This window comes from Paenibacillus sp. P3E (assembly GCF_001909045.1).
In the GTDB taxonomy this organism is placed as follows: Bacteria; Bacillota; Bacilli; order Paenibacillales; family Paenibacillaceae; genus Paenibacillus_AQ; species Paenibacillus_AQ helianthi.
In genome coordinates, this window is record NZ_LVWH01000188.1 from 20,719 (window position 1) to 44,701 (window position 23,983).

Consider the following 23,983-nt stretch of genomic DNA (forward strand, 5'->3'; position numbering starts at 1 on the left):
TAAAGGCTGTACCTTGTGTTTCGGTGATTCATGAAGCAGGCAAGACAACTATCCTTTGCTGGCGCCAGCGGTCAAACCGTCAACGAGCAGACGCTGCAGGAATCCGAACAGAATCATAATCGGCACAGAGATCAACACCGCCCCCGCTGCGAACAGTGTGAAATTGGAATTCTGCATCGTATTGACCATATCCCACATCCCGACAGCGACCGTCCAGTTCTCCTTGGTCCGCAGAATCAGCTTGGCAAAGATGAAATCCACCCACGGGCCGACAAACTGAGTAAGCGCCATATAGGTAATCATAGGCCGGGAGAGCGGAAGAATAATCCGGACAAAAATACCGAAATTGCTGGCTCCGTCAATCCGCGCCGCTTCATCCAATGATCGTGGAATGGTATCCAGGAAGCCCTTGGCGATCAGCGTACCGCCAAGGGGCGCTCCTGCCGCATAGACGATAATGAGTGCCATGTGCGTATCCAGCAGGTCGAACTGATTGAGTAGCAGATAGATCGCAATCATACTCATGAAGCCCGGGAACATCCCGAGAATGAGCAGTACCGACATGGTAGTCTTACGGGTTTTGAAGCGGAATCTGGATAGAGCGTAACTGGTCAGAAGGGTCAGCACCACACCGATCAGCATAGAGAATACGGCAATCTTAAGTGTATTCGCATACCAGGTCCCAAACATATAGACCGGTGAAGTGAACAGTTCCTTGTAATGCGCTAACGTAAAGTGTTCAGGAATCAGCGTTTTGCTGTACAAAGACTTGCCCGGCCGGAAGGATGCTAGCAGAATCCAGAGTGCCGGATAGATTGCAGCAATCGCCAGCGCAATCAGAACGATGTAACTGAGGCTCAAGCGAATAATGCTCGTAAGCTTGCGTCCGATAATCATTGAATCATATCCTCCTCTTGGAATGATTTGGTCCGGCGGTAATTGTACAGGGAGAACCCGGCTACAATAATGAAGAGTATAATGCCTATTGCGGAAGCCATATTATTTTTGTTCTGATCCGCCGTCAGCTTGTAGAGCCACGTTACCAGCAAGTCCGTTGATCCGGCATACTGATAATTCCCGTTGACCGGATTCCCCTGAGTCAGAAGGTAGATTGCATTAAAGTTGTTGATATTGCCGGCAAATTGCATAATCAACGTAGGTGCAGTAGAGAACAAGATCATTGGCAGCGTAACAATCCGGAACTTTTGATAATTGGTCGCCCCGTCGACTTCGGCTGCTTCGTACATGTCTCGCGGGATCGTAGTCAGCACACCCATAATCAGCAGCATCGATACTGGAATCCCTACCCACATGTTGACAATAATAACAGTGAACTTAGCCCAAAACGGATCTGTCAGCCAAGGCAGCTTTCCAAGTCCGAAATAGCCGAGATACTGGTTGATCGGGCCGAACTGCCCGTTGAACAGATTGCGCATCAGCAGCAGGGAAATCATCTGCGGAATCGCATAAGGCAAAATAAGAATCATTCTCCACAAACCCTTGAAACGGATACCTTTTTGATTAATCAGCAGAGCGACAAGCATCCCGCCGAAATAAGTAGTTACAGTTGATAGAACCGCCCAGACAATCGTCCAGGTAAGTACCCCATAAAAGGTGTGGCTCCAGGATTTCAAAACAAGCAGATTGCGGAAGGTTTGAAACCCTACCCAGTCCACCAGCTTCGCCGGCGGAATATGATCCGGTGCGGCAAAGTTTGTAAAGGCCAGCATGATCATAAAGATAATCGGCATAATGGTAAAGAACAAAATACCGAGACCCGGAATCAATAAAAAGCTCTGGGCAAACTTGTAATCCAGAATGTAGCGTACAGACTGTTTGAATGTATTCGAAGGACGACCGTTATCGCGTTCTTCTCCGGTTTTATGGGCATCCCTAATATTCATATACCAGGCAATCAGGAATAACACAAAGAACATCAGGGTGATCAAGCTTTGAATCAGAATGACGATGGAATGGTCTCCAGCCACCATTTTCGTGATTCCCTTTACCTTTACCAAATGGCTTGGAGAGTCCCCTAGTGAAGTAATCCCCCAAAAAGCCCTTCCCAAATTAGCGATGAAATAGACCAGAGCTCCAGCCTCTACAGCTAAAAAAATAAGCCCTTTAATGAATTGGCGGTTATATATTTGTCCCAATCCCATAAAAATGGTCGACAGTATTGCGGCTCTGCTGCGGTGTCGCTGCATTTCTCTTCCGTTCTCCTCTCCGCGCGGAATTCAGGAAACCGCCCGCCGCTACCCGGAGCGGCGGGCGAATGAATATCCACTATGTGCTAATGATGTGCTGTTTAAAAACCTCTGTTACTTAGAAGTTGAACCGTTATTGAGGTCTTTGATCTGCTGAACGGCCTTATCCATTGCCGCCTTCGGATCAGCGTTGTTATCCCAAATTTCCGGAAGGGCCGCATTCACAGGGCTCCATACGTTGCCCATTTCAGGAATGGACGGCATTGGCTGGGAGTTCTTCGCCTGCTCAGCAAAAGCGGAGATGTACGGATCACCCGTAATCTGTGCATCCTTCAGCGCTTCATTGTTGGTTGGAATGGAACCGATCAATTTATTGAGCAGGAGCTGTGCATCCTTGCTTGACGCAAAGTGAGCGTATAATTTGGCTGCGTTCGGATATTTCGAGTAAGCATTGACACCGAAAATTTTGATGCCGGAGAATGAAATTGCTGTTTTGCCGTCAATAGTTGGGATTGGGGCAACACCCAGCTTGTCACCAAGCGCTTCCTTGTAGGCGGCAAGCTCCCAAGGACCTGTCATATCCATGGCTACATCTCCGGAGCTGAACAAGCTGCGTTTGATGTCTGCAGTAATATCACCGCTCTTGACAGGCAGTGCTTCCTTCAATTTGACGAAAGTCTTCAGACCTTCAATGGCACCTTCGTTGTTCAGGCCGATATCGTCTTTGTCTGTGCCGTCTTTACCGAACAGGTAACCGCCGGTAGTGGCAATGAACGGATAGCCAAAGTACATGTTGCCCACTTCCCACATAATTCCATATTTACTCTTCGCCTTGTCTGTGAACGTTTTGCTGAAGGCAATCACGTCATCGAAGGATTTAGGAGCTTCTTTGACCAACGATTTGTTGTAGTAGAGCGCATAAGTTTCTGCCGCTCTAGGATAGCCGTACAATTCGCCGTCGAAGGAGGAGCCTATGATGGAAGCCTCTGTGTTGTCTGCTTTGGTCTGCTCAGTAAAGATATCGTTTGGAAGCAGCAGGCTTGCGCTTACGGCTTTGCCCAGATTGTCATGCGGGATCAGTACTACGTCTGCAGCCAGACCGGATGGACCATCCTGTGTAAGCTTGCCTACTTGATCCGGCGGAGCTATCTCTTCAATTTTCACGGGAACGTTATATTTAGCTGTAAATTGTTTGGCGATTTCTTCGGCAAAAGGTCTCTCTTCTTTACTCTCCCATACAAGCAGCGATGCGCCGTCTTCCGGTGCAATTTCACCAGTTGCAGCAGCATTACCGCTGTTCGTAGCAGCATTAGTAGCTGTAGCGTTGTCTGTTGGTGCATTGCTTGCCGCAGCATTTCCCCCGTTATTGCCATTGTTGTTAGAACCGCACGCCGTGATGGATACTGCCATAGAGAACGCTGCGGTGAGAACCATGAGCTTTTTCATTTCCATTGCTTAAACCCCTCCTAATTTGTGTATCATACCTCACGCTTACGATGATGCCCCAGATCTTGCGCAAACGATTTCAGGGGATTCAAAAAAAAGTATGTATTCGTTGTTGCCCCTTCTATATACGCTTCATCAAGTTCTGGAAAGCGCTTCATTTCCTATTTCATAATACAACAGGAATCATAATTGCAAAAACGTTTGCACATAGTAAATTTAGGCGAATTTGTTCGTTTTTTTTATAAAAAAACCGGTTTCCTCTCTATTTCAGAAGGAAACTCCTATTTTTTCCGTTTTACAGTAGTTAATCACTATAAAATTGTGTTCAGCGGAGATTTATTCTTGATAAATGGTTATTTTTATGTTATTAATAATATTTTTTACAAAAGAAAACCGGTTTTCTTTGTATTTTTATTTTGTGCAATGGTTTGTACTAAAGTATTGAACCTATAATTATTCCGTGCTATAATCCAAAACATTATAAGCAGCCTGTCCTTTCAACAAGGCACCACTGCCGTCCTTTCATTTCAAACAACTAAAAGGCAATGTTACTTCAAAAAGGTACAACCTCGGACAAGCCACCCGGCGGCGGTTGTGCCTTTTTGTTGTGTACATAGAACGGACCGGTTGGTGCATTAAGGCATAAAAAAGAGTGCAACAAGGCATAACGGATTCATATTTCATGTTATTACCTTTTTGTGGTGAAATACGGCCTTATTCATCTGTAACGCCTAAGGGATGACTGCTGCCTATTTAGCAGAGATTCCGTCCAGGTTGCTTATACTCACAAAACCCAGCGTGTGCTTCCGAAGCCAGTTTTGTACGAAGCTGTTCCAGGTTGCTTATGCTCACAAAACTTTTAGGGGGAATTATGAATGTTGCTTGAAGCTGTCTACCACCGTCCGCGTTTAAACTGGTCTTATGCCTATGATCACGAGACGATTCATCTGCGCTTGCGCGCCAAAAAAGGGGATTTAACCGAGGTCTTCGCCTGGGCCGGAGATAAATATGCCTGGGATGCCACCAAGGAGCTAATCCCGATGACCCTTTTCACCTCGGATGCGATGTTCGACTATTGGGAATGCTCTTCGGTCCCCAAGCACCGGCGGCTTAAATATGGATTTCTGCTGCAAAAAGGACATGAACGCATTTGGATGACCGAAAGTGATTTCCAGACTGAACGCCCTACCAACCCCAATCGGTTGTTTGAATTTCCGTACATCAACCGCGGCGACGTCTTTATTCCACCGGCTTGGGTGAAGGACGCTATTTTTTATCAAATTTTCCCTGAAAGGTTCGCGAACGGAGATCCCAGCCGCAATCCGGCACATGTGCAGCCCTGGGGCGAAACGCCTACACCGGAGAACTTCTTCGGCGGTGATCTGCAAGGAGTCATCGACCATCTTGACCATTTGAGCGAGCTTGGCATTACCGGTATCTACTTCACGCCGATCTTTACCGCCACTACCAACCACAAATATGATACAGAAGACTACATGTCTGTGGATCCGCATTTCGGTGATGTCGAAACGCTGAAAAAACTGGTGGACGCCTGCCACGAACGCGGCATCCGGGTCCTGCTCGATGCAGTGTTTAACCACTCGGGCCGAACCTTTGCCCCGTTTGTGGATGTACTTGAAAAGGGTGAAGCTTCCCGCTACAAAGACTGGTTCCATATCCGTGAATTCCCGTTACAGGTAGTGGATAGTGTTCCTACCTATGATGCTTTTGCGTTTGAGCCGTTGATGCCCAAGCTGAACACCGAGAACCCCGAAGTGAAGGCCTATTTGCTGAAGGTCGCGGAATACTGGATTACCGAGGCCCATATTGACGGCTGGCGGCTCGATGTGGCGAATGAGGTAGACCATGAATTCTGGCGCGATTTCCGCAAGGTCGTCAAAAGAGCAAACCCCGATGCCTATATCCTGGGCGAAATCTGGCATGAATCTGCACCGTGGCTGGAGGGCGACAAATTCGACGCAGTCATGAATTACCCGTTCACCGATGCGGTGCTCGACTTCTTCATCTATGGCACACTTGATGCCGAAAGCTTCGCTAACGCCATTGGCAAACAGCTCTCCCGCTACCCGCTGCAGGCTAGTGAAGTGGCCTTCAACCTGCTGGACAGCCATGACACTCCGCGTCTTTTGACTCTGGCTGAAGGAGACAAGAACAAGCAAAAGCTCGCTTCGTTGTTCCAATTCACCTTCATGGGCACACCTTGCATTTACTACGGCGATGAAATCGGGATGGATGGTGAGGGTGATCCCGGTTGCCGCAAATGCATGGAATGGAATCCTGAGAATCAGGACCTGGACCTGTTCAGCTACTACCGCAAGCTGATTGAAATCCGCAGCAGCCATCCTGCGCTTCGTACCGGCAGCTTCACCTTCCTGGAAGCCGGACGACACGGCAGTAAGCTGGCTTATGAGCGTCGTCTGGGTGACGACATCATCCTGGTACTGGTCAACACAGAGGAAACAGCACAAACTTTCCGCCTTGATGTGGAGGACCGCAACTGGGAGAATTTATTCACAGGCGAAGCGCTGCGCGCCGACCGCAGCAAGCTGTCGATCAAGCTGCCTGCCTACGGGTATGCGGTGCTTAAGGCGCTGCTGTAAAAGAAGCTGGAGCGGCTGTACGGTGAAGTAACTCCTGGGTGTATAGGCTTCTGACTCGTCACAGCTGAACGCAAAACTCAAGGGGTAAACTGCAGCCGGAATAAAAGTATCCTTAAGCTAAGATATCCAGCGTGTGTAATACCCATAGTGGAAAAAGGATAACTAATCCAGTCCATTCCTCTACAGGGAGCGGTCTTCGTTGGAAAAAGGATAACTAATTCCGCCATATCCGGCCGGATGTGGTGAAATAGAAATATTTAAGTATACAAAATCCAACTAAAACCGCTTGTAGCCAGGATTGCACCGAATTTGTTTTACTTTTTCCACTTAGCACCATACATGCGTCCATCAGCACAATTAGCATCTATCAGGCATCGATCAGGCATTGATCAACATTTATTATCATTTATTAGCATCCATACAGCACAACTAAACAACTAACCAACCCAAAGGGCCCTCTTCGCGACGAAGAGGGCCCTTTGGGTTACTAATTACTAAATTGATAGGACATCATGCTAATTCCCATACATTTCACACGCTCCGTGAAGCAGACAATTCTCACTGTGGTTGTAGACTCACTAAGCAGCTTATTTATCCAGCAATCTATAGACCACCTGTGCAGCTTCAGCACGGGTCATCGATGCCTTCGGCGCGAACCGGTTGTCCGCTCTGCCCTGCAGAAGCCCCTGCTCTGCAGCAGCATGAACATAAGCTGCTGCCCATGAGTTAATGCTGGAAGCATCGGCAAAGGCCGGGCTGCCATTTACAGCTTCCATCTTCTTGCCTTGCTTCACTTCCAGTGCCCGAATGATCATGACAGCCATCTCTTCACGGCTGATTGCTGCACCCGGAGCGAACAAGTCCTTGCTGCGTCCCGTCACAATCCCTTGACGGACTGCTGCGGACACATAGGAAGCATACCAGGCATCCGCCTTCACATCCGTAAATGCAGCCTGCCCGTCAGCTCGGAGTCCCAGCGCCCGTACGAGCAGTGCAGTGAATTCCGCACGGGTGACAGAAGTTTCCGGCTTGAATTCGGCAGCCGTAACCCCCGAAATCACCTGCTTCGCACTGAGTGATTTTATCGCCGTCTCTGCCCAGTGGCCAGCCGGAACATCCAAGAAGGATTTGTTGATCTCAAGCGCTGCATATTTGCTGAAATGTGTAACCTCAGCAGTGATGACATCCCCCTGTTGCGTACCTCCGACATACTCCAAATGGTTGCCGTCACCCAGATAGTAGATACCGAGCAGCGCCTTGTCGGGATTTCCTTTAATCTGGAAGGCCAGCCTAACTGGTTCTGCAAATGAGGTTACCGGAAGAAGCGTACCGTCTTTGCGCACAATATTGAGCTTGAACTCATAGACATCCGATGCCGCTTTTACAGCCGTATGGTCCTTACTTAGACCAGCCAGCAGAGTGCTTGATGCATTGCCTTGCAGCGGCGCTGCTCTAAATAGAATCTGCGCACCCTCCGCATCCGCACCAGCCAATGTCCCTTGAATTTTACCCAGAACCCGGGCGGGCAGCGTGATTGTGAGACTATTCATATGGAGCACCAGATCATTTGACCCCAGCAAGGCTGCAGCCTGGAGGGGCAATAGCACTGCTTGCTTGCCTGAAGCGAGTTCCACATTGACTTTACCGTCCTTGCCGTTCTTCAGCGTGTCTCCGCTCACAAGCTGCGTATCTGCAGCAGGTACAGCTGTCGGCACAACAGCCGAAGACGAGACTGGCGTAGACACAGGTGTCGCTGTTGGTGCAGGTGTCACACTAGGTGTAGGTGTAGGTTTCACCGACGGTGTCGGCGTCGGCGTTACCTTCGGCACTGCGGCCAAAATAACCGTCCCGCCGTCATCCCTGCCCGGCAGCTCAACCGTCACTTTCTGATCCTGTGATACCGTATAGGTCTTGCCGCTGTATTCATCCACAACCGCAGCCTGTACGGCAAAAGGAACCGGAAGGCTGACGGATACCGCCCCTGTCTTCGTGTTGATCGCTGTTACAATATGTTCAGTTCCATACTGCTTGTCAAAAGCCAGATAACCCAGCTCGTCCGAGCCGGCCAGCTTGGTACGCACACCTTTGGAATAGATCTGCGAATACTTGGCACGGATGTTCAGCAGCTTCTGGTAGTGATCGTGAAGCCCCTGTTCCGCACTCAGCTGATCCCAAGGCATATCCCCGCGGTTCTCACTGAATTCTCCTTTGGACATGTCTCCGGCATTCGCACCGGAACGGCCCAGCTCTTCCCCGTAGTAGATAACCGGCTGTCCTTTGGCCGTAATTTGCAGCGCGGCAGCCACCTTCAGCTTGCCCTTGTCTCCGCCTACAACATTGGACAAAAAGCCGTTCTCGTCATGGCTGCTCAGGAATTGAGCCATCATTCCGGTGTTGTCCATCTGCGCTTCCCGGGTTTGCAGATACGCATCCACAGCCGAAATTTTCCCGTCTGTAAAGTCTTTTGCGGCGTTCTTGAAGCCAAAATCAAGCAGTCCATCCATCTGGCCAGACTTCAGGTTACCGCCATCGTTGTCCAAAGTGCCGCCGTAATATTCTCCGACTAGCTTGAATTCTGGATCAATCGCGGTCAGCGCATTTTTGAACGCTTTCCAGGTTGTGTTGTCCACATGTTTCACTGTGTCCACACGGAAATAGTCGATGGTATCTCCGCGCTCTGTCCGGGCATTGTCCAGCCAGCCCGTCTGCCAATCGATGATAGTCTTGCGCACTGCCGGATCTTCGGTTTTGAAGTCAGGCAGCCCTGCCAATTCACCTTTAACCGGGTCGGTGTCAGCGGATACACCGTCTGTGCGGAGCATCCCTTCAAAACGAGCCTTATCCTCAGCCGTAACGCCCGGATAGCTGTCTTCCGCCTTTAGGCCGTAACCGGCATGGTTGAGCACAACGTCCACCATAATTTTGATGCCCTTGTCATGGGCTTTCTCGATCAGTTCCTTGAACGTTGCCATATTGCCAAGATGCTCATCCAGCTGGGTGAAATCCTTGGCCCAGTAGCCATGGTAAGCATACTGCGTTCCGCCGAAATCAACACCCTTGTTGAAATCGATATTGTCTACAATCGGCGTAATCCAGAGAGTATTAATGCCAAGCTTTTGAAGATAGTCCAGATTGTCGATCATTCCGCGGAAATCTCCGCCGTGATAGGCTTCCAGATGGGTTTTGTCGACACCGGTATTATTCGTGCTGTCCCCGTCCTTGAACCGGTCAGTCAGCGCGAAGTAGATCCGGGCTTCATCCCAGTCAAAATCAAGCCGGTCATCTGTATACGTTCTTGCCTTTACTTCGACTTTGGCTGCACCTTTATGCGAATTCCCGTACTGATCCATTAGAGTGATCGGGATGGTCTTGATCCCCGCTGGCACAGTGTCCTTAACCGCAACCGTCTGTTTCATGAGCGCTGTATCCAGCTTCACTGCGCCCGGTCCGCCGAGGGCAGTCAGATCCATATAACCGTCCACATAGGATACATCTTCCGGAGAAGCAGCGTTAACGGTAACCACTGCATTTTCATTGGAGTTAATAGCCTCCGGCTGGACTAATGCAGTAATCGTGACAGCCGGGATATGATAGACTGCAGCCGATTCACCGTTCACAGTGTTTTTCGGGTCGGTCAGCTCTTCGGTCACTCCGTCCCTGGTCACGAGGAAGGTATACTTGTACGTGCCTTCCTGCACATCCTTCAGCTGATAGCTGAACCATTCATTGGCCGCTTCGTACACCATTGGATACTCCGTGCCATTCACTTTGACCTTAACCGCATTGATTGCAGCCAGATTATCACTGCGGAACAGGGCATCGTCCCGGTACCGGAAGGTAATCGTCCCATCCTTCATCACCGGACCGCTTATCACCGGCTTGATATCCAGCTCTTTTACCATACTGGTCACAATCACCTTGGTAAAAGCTTCACCCGCCGTCAACGGTATAACCCGGTCATCCGGATAATCCTGCTTGCCAGTGTTCCAGTCTGTTCCCTTGCGCAGCATAAAGCCCACACTTGTGGCATTCGGTGCCACCTCAATCAGCACACTGGCCTTACCGTCCTTGAAGGTGGTGAAATCAATCTGATCGTTTTTGACCCCCGTATTCCACACCCAGAGATTCCAGTCTGTATAATCCTTATCTTTACGGACATAGGTGATCTGGACATACCTTTTGGTATCCACCGCATCTTTGGTCACTTCAACAGTAACCTTGGTAGTGAGACCGCCATAGGAGATGGTGATCGTGGCTGCACCTGCCTTAACGGCTTTGACCAGTCCTTTGCTTGTCACCGTGGCAATCTGCGGATTGCTGGAGATATAGGCCGCATTATCGGTAACCTTTCTGGAGCTGCCATCATCGTATTTAGCCATTACAGCCGTTTGATGCGTGCTGCCGGTTTGGAGCGAATAGCTTGGGCTGTCCGTTCCAAGAGAAGCCAGAACGGCGGCGGCAGCATCCTTACGGATGATCACGGCAGTAAGCGGGGCCAGCGTAATCGAATTTGCTGTGAGCGTGAAGCCCGACTGGCTTCCGGCAGGGATTGCCCCAGTTCCCGCTTGATCGTTGTCTACAAGCACCTGCCCTCCGGTCAGATCCTCGGACAGCGTCAGGGTTCTTACTGTGTTGTCCCCGTTCATGAAGACATAATAGAGCCCGGTTCCATCGGTCGCTTTATTCTTGTAGCCGATCACCAGATCGGTTGCTTTGATCTCAGGCGCTGCGATCAGGCTGACATTGGAGTCCACCAGACTTTTGTCACCAAGCCGGAAGGCATCGGTAGATTGTCTGAGCTGAATGAGCCCCGACGTGTAAGCCCGGGTTGTATTCTGAACCGGATAGCTCACTTCATCCGTTGCTTTGGCCCAATCAAAATGGTTAACCGCATCCGAAGAATCATAGGAGTCGTGGATGAAATAGCCAAAGGATTGCCCGTTCCCATCCATTAATTCCGTATATTTCTGCTCGGGCACCCCCGCTGCCTTCCACTGCTTGGTGCGTCCATACTCCTGGCCCGCTTGCAGGAAGGCTGTCCCTTGGGAAGTCAGCTCCAGCAGATTGCCCAGCCGGATCCGCTTCTGGATTTCCAGCTCATTCTCGGCTATTGACGGGTCCTTCTTGATCGACTGTGCAATGACATCATGCAGCGTCAGATTGTCATGGGCTTCGATATACGGCACGACATCGCCCGGATCATCCGCAGGAATATTGGAGGGCTGTGCTTTGATATTGTTGAAGATCGTAGCGATAGAACGTGCTCCGCCTGTGATGAACCGCGGCTCCCCTTCCGAGCCATAGCCGGACTTCAGCTCATTGCGGAATTCATCGGAGAATACACCGACACTATCCGTTTTGTCCATCCAGGACTGGTCTGCGCCTTTGCCGGTTAGTAGCGGATCGGAGGCCGCCCCGGCGAAGGTTTTCCAGCCTTCTCCGATGAACAGCGCCTTCGGATTGATCGCTTCAGCGGCATCATAGGCTGCCTGAACAGCATCCGCTGTCGCGTCACCCATCATATCCCAGCGCATGCCGTCTATTTTATATTCGCTGAACCAGTATTTGACCGAATCCACCATCAGCTTCTCGGCCATCTTGTGGCTGGTCGCCAGATTGTTGCCGAAACCCCCGACGAAGTTGCCGTTCGCATCCTTAAAGGCGTAGTAATCCGGCACGATGTCGTCCAGAAAATCTTTTTTGGCCATATGGGTATACACCACATCGAGAATGACCCCCATGCCCGCCTTATGGACCGCATCAATCAGGCCTTTCAGCTCCTTGATCCGCTCTTCGGGATCGGTTGGATGCTGTGAATATGCCCCATCCGGTGAGAAATAGCTGTGCGGATCATACCCCCAGTTGTATTCATTGTTCTGGGTAGAATAGGCGGATTCCCTGTTGCCCATCTTCGTCTCGTCGCCATAATACCAGGCCATCACCGGCATCAGCTGGATATGGGTCACGCCCAGGGATTTGATATAATCGAGCTTCTTCTCAAAAGCTGCGTAAGAGCCCCAACGTTCGCCGCCCAGCTGGCTTTCAATCGATACATCAGAAGTGAAATCCCGTACATGGACCTCGTAAATAACAGCATCCTCGCGCTTTTGGTAGCCAGCAATAGCCCCTGCCTTGAAATCCGGCGGGTTCGTCCCGCTGAGGTCAACAATTGCCGCTTTGCCCACCCTGTCACCGTCAGGCCCTGCCGCATCCGTGGTATCCACAGTGAATGCAGCCATTGACTTGGCATAAGGATCAAGTACCTGCTTGCTTACGCCGTTATTGGTTACTTCGTATTGGTAGTAGTAGCCACGCACATCCCCCGCACCACTCAGATCAGACGGCTTCAGCTCCACCGACCAGACGCCTTTATCGCCTGGAGTCAGGCTGACCTGTCCGACTTTTGCAGCAGCGTCGGTCTTGCTGTACACATTCGCCACTACACTGCTGGCCATAGGTGCCCAGAGCTTCAGGCTTGCCGACTTGTCCGCCGGATGATAGGTCGCTCCCAGATCATCTCCGGTGTAATTGTACATTTCATCAAGCATTCTCCAGCCTGCGGAAGCGGATACACTTTTCCCGGAATAAGTCACACTAAGCGGAGATTGATCCAGTTCAAAAGCTCCTGTGTCCACCTCTACCGAAGTCGTGCTCTTGATCGTCACGGCAGTGACAGGAACCGGAGTGCCCGCTTTATCCGTGACCGTTATGGCAGATTTCAACCCGGCAGCGTCCAGTCCGTCCGTTAAGGTAAAGGTCAGAAGAATCTTGCTGGTGGACAGCACCTCCGCCGATGCAAGACTCAAAGGCAGTTCTCCAAAAGGGGACACATATACATGATCATCACCCTTTTTGATCCACAGCTGATTGTAGCGGTCCAGCAGACCGAACGTTTTGTCGCCTCCGTCCTTATCGCCGCTGGAGCGGTTCACCACCACAAAGCCCATTTTTTTGGAATTTGCCTTTAGCGGAATATCGGCATAGGCCCCATAGGCATCGGTATGCTCCGCAAGAAACGGAGCTGCATCTCCCGGCCAGGTGACCGGCAGCGAAGCCACATCATCCCACAGCCATAAGCCGTATTGATTCTGATTGCTGTCCTCTCTCGTATAATGGACCCGCACGGTATTGGCCGGAAGCACCACCGGCTCGTAAGGACTCACAATATCCGAGTCTTGCTTGATCCACAGCTCATTGGTCTGCGGTGTATTGATCGTGAACAGCTTATCGCCTTTGTCTTTGGCCTGTGTGCTGCGGTTAACGACGAGGAAGGAGACTTTCTTGGCCCCCGCCTTCAGCGGCACATCGGCATAAGCCCCATAAGCATCAGTCTGTCCTTCAGGAAAAGGGGTTGCCCCTGTCGGCCAGCCTGCAGAAGGTGAAGCTACATCATCCCATAGCCACAGTCCCTGATCGGAGTAATCCCCGGCCGGCCGGTTGTAATGAATCCGCAGCTGCCCCTCCGGTACAGGAATCACCTTTCCGGGTACAGCCGGAGCTGTAAAAGAAGCACTGACCCCGTGGTCCTGTGCATTGTACCTGAACGTGACTTTTAGATCGGCAGGAAGCTTCAGGGTCTGATCCTGGTCTGGATAGAGCTTATCTGCTTCCGGGGTATCTCCGGGAACATACACTCTATAGGCATATTCTCCTGCAGGCAGATCGGCTACCCGTTCATAGATCCCATCAAAATCAGGATCGGACAACGTGGCTCCCGCATCAGCCGGAGAAGAATCCCGGGCATCGCCCAGCTCCGTTTGAAGTGTTCCTGTCAGCCTCGGCAGCTTATCAACCGAAAGAGGTGTATAGTACGTGGAATCGGCGATTTTCTTGGTGAGGTCATTATAATAAAAGGTTACGCTGGTCTCGGCAGTAAGCGTTATCTGAATATTGCCGTCTGTATTGACTCCGGCGGGATTGGTATAGCTGCTGTATCCGTAGCTCTCGTCCCAGGTGCCGTTCAAGGCGATCTTGTATTCATATACGCCTGCCGGCAAGGTGCCCGTGAACTTATACATCCCATTGTCCACATAGGTTAATTGTGTCACGCTGGCATCCGGATTCCAGTCACTTGTAGGCGCTGCCTCCGTTGATAATTCCGATTGAAGATTGCCAACAAGCACGACTTTAGATGTTTGCGCTTTCACATTGCCCGGATATGAGAAATAAGAACATACAAAAACCACAATCATACAGATGGCAAATGCCTTCTTGCCCCATAACGCTCGTTTCATTGTGCGAATACCCCCCGTAATTGAATTAGCCTGAAAAGCAGGTGTTCCTCAATCTCACCGCATATTCTTGGACTAGTTCATGTTGTTCATTGCGGCTTCAATCCCTTAATCCTCTCCGTTCCTCTTCCATCCCCCCTTTATTCCCTGTCACCTAACTCCCTCCCGGCCAAATAATATTGTCTGCTATCCGCTGATTTGCTCCGTTTATGCGCAAACGTTTGCAAAAATAGGAATGTGGCGGATAAGCCATATAAAATTAGGGATAGAGAAAGGCTAATCAAGCAAAACCAACGATTGTAAGCGCTTTTTATTTCTGTTCAACATACTAATCCTCTACCTGGAGCGTTGTCAACAATCATTTCCAAATGAATCTGTAGACCTCATCTAGAATTCCAATTCTGCAACAGGTATCATTTGCACACAAACACACCCGTAATTTGCACAATATTGCACAACACTGCGGATCATCGGGTTTGAAAAATCCAGATCAGGGCAACCAGTAGTAAGTCCGTTCATTACATCGCTGATGACAGAAAAATACACCGCCCCCCTTTCAGCAGCCTTTGCAGAAAGCTCCTAATCCTCCCCTTCATCACCTGATCTCATTGGTAAAGTACAGGGAGGCACCATCTCCGGCTGTCCTGCAGAACCACTAATCATATCCCTGAACAAGAGTTTCACTATTTACAATTAACAGCTCTTCGATTAATATTACAGAGTAAAGCAAACGGTTCCATAAGGAGGTTTCTATGACAGTTACCATCAAGGACGTGGCTAAGAAAGCGGGAGTATCTCCCTCCACGGTATCCCGGGTGTTGTCAGGCCATCCCAGAATTAGCCTAGAAACTTCCCGTAAAGTCAAAGTGATTATGGAGGAAATGGGCTACACTCCGAATATGATGGCCAAAAGCCTGGTTTCGAAGACGACGAACAGCATTTGCATTATCCTGCCAAAACCGGCTGAAGAGCTGTTTTCCAATTTGTTTTTTATGGAATTGATCCGCGGGATCGTTACACAGTCCAGCCGGTCCGGCTATGATGTGCTGATCAGTTCCGGCGCGAATGAGAAGGAAGAGCTTGAGTCCGTCTCACGCCTGCTCAAAGGCCGCCGTGTTGACGGCGTTATTCTGCTGTATTCACGCAAAGACGATGCCGTGATTGATTTTCTGGAATCGGGTGGCTACCCTTTTGTACTGGTAGGGCGAAGTGACCGCTATGAGAACATCTTATCGGTGGATAACGATAATATCATGGCTGCTTACGATGCTACCAACCACTTGATATCGATGGGACATGAACGCATTGGCTTCGTCAGCGGGCCGCCCAACCTCATCGTTTCACGCGACCGGCTTGAAGGTTACCGCAAAGCGATGGAGAAGAACGGACTGGAAATGCGGGCTGAATGGATTGTCGAAGGTGAATTTTTGCAGGACAGCGGCTACAGGGCAATGTCTTTCTTCATGAATCTCCCGAACCGCCCCACAGCACTTGTAGCAGTCGATGATATGGTCTCTTTCGGTGTCCTTCGCGGGCTGAATGAGCTGAAATACAAGGTTCCTGAGGATCTGGCAATCGTCAGCTTTAACAATATTCCGCTTTCGGAATTGTCGAGCCCGCCGATCAGCAGTATCGATATCGGTATCTATCATCTAGGCTACACCGCTTCCCAGGTGCTGATCCAGAGCATCCAGAAACCGGATAACCATGACGGATATACGAACCGGTTCGTGATTCCGCACCGCTTAATCGTCAGGGAATCTTCCATGTATTCACCAGTGAAGAAGTAACTTCGCAACAAAATAAATGAAGCTATCGATGCTTCATTTATTTTTTCGACACTTGTACAAACGTTTGCGCTACATAAAGAGCAAGCTCACAAAACTTAAGCCTATGCTTTCGAAGCGAGTTTTGTACGAAGTGAATCGATGAGGTTATGCTCACAAAACTTTTAGGAGGTTCAATATGTCAGAAATCAAAGCCTGTTTATTCGATTTGGACGGCGTGCTCGTCGACACCGCCAAATATCATTACATTGCCTGGAGAGAGCTCGCCGAGCAGCTCGGCTTCGTCTTCACCGAGAAGGACAACGAACGTCTCAAGGGCGTCAGCCGGACGGCATCGCTCAACATTCTGCTGGAGATCGGCGGACTGACCCTGGACGAAGAACGCAAAGCCGAGCTCGCCGAGCAGAAGAACAATCGCTATGTCGAATACATCGCCAAGATGGACAGTTCGGAGATTCTGCCGGGCGCCCTGGACTTCCTGAAGGAATGCCGGGCGCAGAAGATCAAGACCGCTCTCGGCTCCGCCAGTAAAAACGCAATGATGATCCTGCAGAACACCGGGCTTACGCCCTATTTCGATGGCATTATCGACGGCACACATACCAGCGCAGCCAAGCCTGATCCGGAAGTCTTCCTCCTCGGAGCCAAAGCCGTATATGTTGAACCTGAAGAATGTGTTGTCTTCGAGGATGCCGAAGCAGGAATCACCGCCGCTATCCGCGCCGGCATGCGCAGTGTGGGTATCGGTTCGCCGGAGACACTTTCGGCAGCGGATATCGTCGTCCCTTCGCTGGCGCATATCAGCGTTGCAGCACTCAGGGAATCATTTACAAGCGTTTGACGAACATTAACAGTTATAAGTAATGTGAGTCTCTTTTGCCCTACTTTTTTATAAAAGAACTATATGTGAGAACTGGAGTTACGTGAGAGCGTAACGGACGAAAGGATTGTGAAGAAGCGTCAGCGCTCGCCTTTGTCCCCGGATGCTTACCTTAAGCTTCAATCGGAGCATCCGGGGACAACAGCGATCGTAACAACCTTTCGCTTGTGGAGCGGCCATGTAACTTGCAACATTGAACAGATAGTTCCATTTATATCATTCCCCATTTAAAAGGAGCCGGTACGCATGAAACAATATTTAAAAATCGACGAATGGTCCATTATCGAAGAATCCTTTGATCCGCAGACCCAGGAAATTTCCGAAAGCGTCTTTAGCCTCGGGAACGGGTACATGGGCGGACGCGCTAATTTTGAAGAGCAGTACAGCGGGCATAGCCTGCAAGGCAGCTACATGGCTGGCGTCTACTATCCAGACAAAACACGGGTGGGCTGGTGGAAAAACGGCTACCCCGAATATTTTGCCAAAGTGCTGAACAGCACGAACTGGATCGGGATCAACATTGACATTGACGGCACACCGCTGGATTTGGCGACTTGCACCGTTAGCGATTTCCACCGGGAGCTTAATATGAAGGAAGGCACCTTGTCCCGCAGCTTCACAGCCACCACAGAGGGCGGCAAGGAAGTACGGGTCGAGACCATCCGTATTGTCAGCATGGCCCGCCGCGAGATTGGTGCCATCCGCTATGCCATCACCCCGCTTAATTTTGCCGGAGACCTGACCATCACCCCCTACCTCGACGGTGACATCAAGAACAAAGATGCCAACTATGACGAGAAATTCTGGAATGAAGTCGAGAAAAAAGGCGCACCGGACGGCGGGCATTTGACGCTTAAAACAAAGAAACTCGATTTTCACGTGACCTCGGCTTATCTGTTCGACATTCTCGTGAATGGTGACAAGCTTACCCGTACAGCTGAAGCCATCGAGCAGGAAAAATATGTAGCCAGCAAAGTATCCTTTCCGGTAAAATCCGGCGATCAGGTGGTAATTTATAAGTATGCTGCAAATGTCACCTCCCGTAATCATGGGCTGGGCCAGTTGGTTGAGGCCGCAGAAACCGCGCTGCACAGTGCCCGGGAAGCCGGTTTTTCGGCGCTTTTGACCGAACAGGCGGAGGCTTGGAAAGATAAATGGAAGGAAAGCGACATTATCATTGAAGGCGATGTGTCAGCGCAGCAGGCGATCCGGTTCAATATTTTCCAGCTGAATCAGACCTATACCGGTGAAGATGACCGGCTGAACATTGGACCTAAGGGCTTCACCGGGGAAAAATACGGCGGCAGCACCTATTGGGATACGGAAGCTTATTGTGTGCCATTCTACTTAAGTACTGCGGATTCCTCGATTGCCCGCAACCTGCTGATCTACCGGTACAAACATCTGGAGAAAGCCAAGGAAAATGCCCGCAAGCTCGGCTTCAAAAAAGGTGCCCTCTATCCAATGGTGACGATGAACGGCGAGGAGTGCCACAACGAGTGGGAGATTACGTTCGAAGAGATTCACCGCAACGGCGCGATTGCCTATGCGATTTATAACTATGTGAACTACACCGGAGACCAATCCTATCTTGGCCAATACGGCCTTGAGGTGCTGGTGGAAATTTCCCGCTTCTGGGAGGAACGCGTGCACTATGTGCCGCACAAGGACAAATATGTAATGCTTGGCGTCACCGGTCCGAACGAATATGAGAACAATGTCAACAACAACTGGTATACGAACCGGATGGCTTCCTGGACGATGGAATATACATTGGAAGCGCTGGCGTATCTGCAGGAGAATGAGCCTTCCCGCTATGCGGAGCTGGTCGACAAGCTGGAGCTTGCAGAAGATGAAACGGCGAAGTGGAATGAGATTGTCTCTAAAATGTACTATGCAGCCGATGATGAACGCGGGATCTTCCTGCAGCAGGACGGTTTCCTCGACAAGGAGATCATTCAGGTCAAGGATGTACTGCCGGAGAATCTGCCGCTGAATCAAAAATGGTCCTGGGACCGCATCCTGCGTTCCTGCTTCATCAAACAGGCCGATGTGCTGCAGGGACTCTACTTCCTGGGCGACCGCTATGACCTGGAGACCAAAAAGCGCAATTTCGATTTCTATGAACCGATCACCGTTCATGAATCCTCCCTCTCCCCTTGCATCCATTCGATTCTTGCCTGCGAGCTGGGGTACAAGGAAAAGGCTTATGAAATGTACCTGCGCACATCGAGACTGGATCTTGATAATTACAACAACGATACGGAAGACGGCTGCCATACCACCAGCATGGCAGGAACCTGGATGTCGATCGTGCACGGCTTCGGCGGACTGCGTGTGCAGTCGGGCCGGCTGATTCTGAATCCATCCAACCCGGGCCACTGGACGGCTTATTCGTTCAAGATCATGTTCCGCGGCTCCCGTCTGAAGGTAAACGTTACGGATGCGTTGGTTACCGTGGTCAACGAAACCGATATTCCGGCGTCCATCACGATTCATGGCAAGGATTATACTGTGAACGGTCTGAGCAGCGTTACGTCTGAAGGCTCTTCTGTTACGGTGTAATTGCTGCCGTTACCCCGAAGCTCCGCTTCGGGGATATTTTTATAAGTTCCACTGGAAAATTGAATCGGCAAGAAAGGTGGCGGGGAATTTGGAAGTGCAGGAGCGTTAGCGTCCGCCTTTGTTCTCGGATTTCATCCGAAATATTGAACATTAAATATAGAAATCCGAGAACAACAGCGGCCGAAACTCCAAACGTTCCCTGGAACCAACATACTTGCTAATTCTATTTTATAACCCATCTTATATTAAAATCCCATTCAAAGGAGCTAGTTTCATATGAACAGAACCTTTTGGAAAGAAGCCGTAGTCTATCAAATCTACCCTCGCAGTTTCCAGGACAGCAACGGAGACGGGATCGGGGATCTGCGGGGGATTATCTCGCGCCTCGATTATCTGCAGGAGCTGGGGGTCGATGTCGTCTGGCTGTCGCCGGTCTATAAGTCCCCAAATGATGACAACGGCTATGATATCAGTGATTACGAAGATATCATGGATGAATTCGGCACACTTGGCGACTGGGAGGATCTGCTGAACGGGCTGCATACACGCGGTATCAAGCTGATGATGGACCTTGTCATCAACCACTCCTCGGATGAACACGCATGGTTCCTGGAGTCCCGCTCCTCCAAGGATAGTCCGTACCGGGACTATTATATCTGGCGTCCCGCTGGTCCTGATGGCGAAATGCCCAACAATTGGAGTTCCATCTTCAGCGGTCCGGCCTGGGAGCTGGATGAGAAGACAGGCGAATACTTCCTGCATCTGTTCTCCCGCAAGCAGCCGGATCTCAACTGGGAGAATCCGAAGTTGCGGGATGCGCTGTACAAGATGATGGCTTTTTGGCTGGACAAAGGAGTGGACGGACTGCGGATGGACGTCATCAACATGATCTCCAAGGTCGAAGGCCTGCCTTCTGCCCATCAGGAGGGTCTTGCTCCCGGCGAGCTGGCCGGTGGCGGGGAATATTATATGAACGGACCGCGTGTTCACGAATATCTCCAGGAAATGAACCGCAAGGTTCTCGCTAAATATGATGTGATGACAGTGGGTGAAACCCCTGGAGCTACGGTAGAGGACGCCATCCTCTACACTGCTGAAGACCGGCAAGAGCTGCAGATGGTTTTTCAATTCGAGCATATGGACGTGGATTCCGGCCCTGGCGGCAAGTGGAATGTGGCTCCCTGGACCCTGACCAAGCTGCGCGACATTCTGCATAAATGGCAGGTGGGTCTGGCGGAACAAGGCTGGAACAGCCTGTACCTGAACAACCATGACCAGCCCCGGATGGTTTCCAGGTTCGGCGATGACGGGGAGTACCGCGTCATTTCGGCCAAAATGCTTGCTACCCTGCTGCACACGCTGAAGGGGACACCTTACATTTATCAGGGTGAGGAAATCGGTATGACGAACGTGAAGTTCTCCCGGCTTGAAGATTACAAGGATATTGAAATTCATAACATGTACCGGGAAAAGGTGACTGAGGGCGGCGGTGATCATGATACGATCCTCAATGCCATCCATTCCAAAGGCCGGGACAATGCACGTACGCCTATGCAATGGGACTCTTCAGCCAACGCCGGATTCACGGAAGGAACTCCTTGGCTGAAGCTCAATCCGCGTTATGAGGAGATCAATGTGGAACAGGCGCTGGCCGATCCGGATTCGATATTTTACTATTATCAGAAGCTGATCCGGCTGCGCAGAGAGCATCCTATTATGGTATACGGCGATTACGAGTTGCTGCTGCCGGAGCATGAGAACATTTATGCTTATACCCGGACGCTTGAGGGCGAGCGGTGGCTGATACTGCTGAATTTCTGTGAAACTCCGCAAACCGTAGAGCTCCTGGATGAGCTGAACGCTGTAACTGAAACCATCATCAGCAATTATCCAGAGGAGCAAGCAGCCATGGACCGGGGAACCCTGCGTCCTTATGAGGCCAGAGTCTGCCGGCTGGGGAGCTGACTTCTTCATCTCTCTAAGGCTATACTATTATCAGACCTGTCTTCAATGAGCAGAGAATAACAGGACTGGCGCAGGATTAGCATGATAGTATGGATACAAAGGGAGATGGCAGATTTGGAATGGCTGATCCGCATGAAAAATGCACTGGATTATATGGAGAGCAAGATGACTGAACCCATGCGCATCGAAGACGTTGCCAGGGTAGCCCATGTCTCTCCTTTTCACTTCCAGCGTATGTTCAGCATGCTGACCGGGGTAACGGTGGCAGACTATATCCGCAAACGGAGATTAACCCTGGCGGCTCAAGAGCTGGCTATTTCAAAAATCAGGGTGCTGGACGTGGCATTGAAATACGGCTACGACTCCCCCGAGGCATTCGCAAAGGCATTCCGCAAGGCACATGGGCTAACCCCATCGGCCGCGCGTGAGCCCGGAGTGCAGCTCAAAGCATTCCCCCGCCTCTCCTTCCATCTATCTTTGAAGGGAGATCAGGAAATGGAATACAAAATCGTGGAAAAAGCAGCTTTTACCGTTATCGGTAAATCTATGGAGGTTACTACACGGGATGGAGAAAATTTCCGCAGAATCCCGGAATTCTGGAATGAATGCAATGCAGACGGCACTTCGGATAAGCTGATTCAGCTCGGCACTGACCCCAATTGGCTTGGAATCTGTATGGGTATGGACATGGAAAAAGAACTGCTGTCCTACTGGATTGCAGTGGAGGGTACCCCGGAGACTAACCCCGAAGGCTATGAGACTGCTGTGGTTCCGGCTGCAAGCTGGGCTGTATTCACTTCAGTCGGCCCTATGCCCCATGCGATTCAACAGGTGTGGCAGCGGATTTTCCAGGAGTGGTTCCCGGGAACAGGCTATGAGCATACAGGCGGACCCGAGTTTGAGCTATATCCACCAGGAGATCCGAGTGCCGAGGATTACGTTTGTGAAGTGTGGATTCCGGTGATGAAGAAGTAACCGTTCTACGTTTATTTTCAAGACCAGCCGCAGGTGCGGCTGGTCTTTTTGCAGATGTAGGAGCGAAACTATTATTTTCATTTTGAGAATTGGTGCGGGCTTGGTATAATTACAGATTATACGGCTTTTATACTATGAAAGAATGTCATCCTAGAATCGGTGAAGGAGAAATTCATGTCTATCGTAAAAATCTTTTCAGACAGCACATCTGATTTGCCTCAAAGCTGGAAGGAAAAATATGATATCGGTATCGTGCCGCTGTATGTTGTGTTCGACGATGCCACTTACAAGGATGGGGTGGATATCACGCCTGAGGAAGTGTATGAACAGGTAGCTGCACGTGGTGCCCTTCCCAAGACAGCCGCACCCTCGCCTGCCGATTTCATGACTGCCTTCGAGCCGGTGATCCGGGATGGAGGCAATATCGTCTATATCAGTCTTTCCTCTGCCTTATCCTCTACATATCAGAATGCCCTGCTGGCTGCCGGGGAGTTCCCGGAAGGCCGGGTGCAGGTGGTTGATTCCGAAACGCTGTGCGGAGGCATAGCCCTTCTGGTCATAAAAGCCGCCCGTGCGGCAGCAAAAGGCCAAAACGCCCTGGAGATTGCCGCTATGCTGAAGGAGTGCCGCAGCCGGGTGGAGACAGAATTTGTTGTGGATACGCTGGACTATCTGTATATGGGCGGGCGTTGCTCCGGTATGCAGAATTTTATTGGAAGTTTGCTTAAAATCCGGCCTGTGCTGCGTTTGATTGACGGTGCCATCGTCCCGGTCAGCAAGATTCGCGGCAAGAAAGAAAAGGTCGTCGAGCAGATGCTGCAGCACGCTCTGGCCCATGCAGATGAGATCGACAAGGAGCTCCTGATAGTCGCCCACACCCTGGCAGAAGAGGATGCCAGATACTTGGAGCAAGCACTCCGGGAACAGACAGGGGTGGACGAAATTGCCACCATCCATGCAGGCTGCGTGATCGGCAGCCACTGTGGCCCTGGAACAGTAGGCCTCATGTATATGCATTAATAAGACTTTTGAAGGCTGGCAAGCGATCATGCTCCAGCTGCAGCCGCAATCAAATAGCCAGTGCGCTCTGTGACGAGCCCGTTGACTGCATTTTATGCAGACATGGGTTCGTTTTCTATGTGGACGCCTTATTTTTCCGCGTCAACATTAAAGCGTTACTATATCAATTGGATTTGATATTTACATATGGGGCCTTGTCGCAGCTGCGGGGAATGTTTGAACTGCCGGCCGCTGTTGTTGTAAGAATTCTTTATCTTTTTAGTGTCGGGGGTTATGGGGTTCGGGT

General features: G+C 50.5%; 11 protein-coding genes. 7 read left to right on the forward strand and 4 right to left on the reverse strand.

The window, feature by feature from the left end:
- Window positions 1-48 precede the first annotated feature (48 nt).
- The 3 genes from A3842_RS22250 to A3842_RS22260 form a co-directional block, all read right to left on the reverse strand.
- A complete protein-coding gene (locus tag A3842_RS22250; RefSeq protein ID WP_074102777.1) occupies window positions 49-897 on the reverse strand; it encodes a sugar ABC transporter permease in 849 nt (282 codons plus the stop codon).
- Complete coding sequence (locus A3842_RS22255; RefSeq protein ID WP_074102778.1) at window positions 894-2,207, reverse strand: sugar ABC transporter permease; 1,314 nt, start codon at window positions 2,205-2,207, stop codon at window positions 894-896. Before A3842_RS22255 ends, A3842_RS22250 begins: the two co-directional genes overlap by 4 nt.
- A 114-nt stretch (window positions 2,208-2,321) precedes the next feature.
- Window positions 2,322-3,659, reverse strand: a complete 1,338-nt coding sequence (locus tag A3842_RS22260) for a sugar ABC transporter substrate-binding protein (RefSeq protein WP_074083882.1) — start codon at window positions 3,657-3,659, stop codon at window positions 2,322-2,324.
- An 869-nt stretch (window positions 3,660-4,528) separates the two neighbouring features.
- Between A3842_RS22260 and A3842_RS22265 the strand changes: the two genes are divergently transcribed.
- On the forward strand, window positions 4,529-6,274 hold the full coding sequence (locus tag A3842_RS22265; protein WP_074083881.1) for an alpha-glycosidase: 1,746 nt from the start codon (window positions 4,529-4,531) through the stop codon (window positions 6,272-6,274).
- A gap of 587 nt (window positions 6,275-6,861) precedes the next feature.
- Here A3842_RS22265 and A3842_RS22270 read toward each other — a convergent pair.
- Window positions 6,862-14,508, reverse strand: coding sequence for a pullulanase (locus A3842_RS22270; RefSeq protein WP_074102779.1), 7,647 nt, complete (start codon window positions 14,506-14,508; stop codon window positions 6,862-6,864).
- A gap of 749 nt (window positions 14,509-15,257) precedes the next feature.
- Here A3842_RS22270 and A3842_RS22275 point away from each other — a divergent pair.
- From A3842_RS22275 to A3842_RS22300, 6 genes are all read left to right on the forward strand, one after another.
- A complete protein-coding gene (locus A3842_RS22275) occupies window positions 15,258-16,295 on the forward strand; it encodes a LacI family DNA-binding transcriptional regulator (RefSeq protein WP_074083879.1) in 1,038 nt (345 codons plus the stop codon).
- A 175-nt stretch (window positions 16,296-16,470) separates the two neighbouring features.
- Entirely contained in the window at window positions 16,471-17,133 is a 663-nt protein-coding gene (gene pgmB, locus A3842_RS22280; protein ID WP_074083878.1) for a beta-phosphoglucomutase, read from the forward strand.
- A 285-nt stretch (window positions 17,134-17,418) separates the two neighbouring features.
- Window positions 17,419-19,737 (forward strand): glycoside hydrolase family 65 protein, encoded by a 2,319-nt coding sequence (locus A3842_RS22285; protein WP_074102780.1) that lies wholly within the window; start codon window positions 17,419-17,421, stop codon window positions 19,735-19,737.
- 276 nt (window positions 19,738-20,013) lie between these two features.
- Window positions 20,014-21,702, forward strand: a complete 1,689-nt coding sequence (locus A3842_RS22290; RefSeq protein WP_074102781.1) for a glycoside hydrolase family 13 protein — start codon at window positions 20,014-20,016, stop codon at window positions 21,700-21,702.
- Between the two features lie 81 nt (window positions 21,703-21,783).
- Window positions 21,784-22,677: an AraC family transcriptional regulator gene (locus A3842_RS22295; RefSeq protein WP_256701808.1), complete on the forward strand. Its 894-nt coding sequence runs from the start codon at window positions 21,784-21,786 to the stop codon at window positions 22,675-22,677.
- Between the two features lie 174 nt (window positions 22,678-22,851).
- Window positions 22,852-23,697: a DegV family protein gene (locus A3842_RS22300; protein ID WP_074102783.1), complete on the forward strand. Its 846-nt coding sequence runs from the start codon at window positions 22,852-22,854 to the stop codon at window positions 23,695-23,697.
- Window positions 23,698-23,983: the final 286 nt, after the last annotated feature.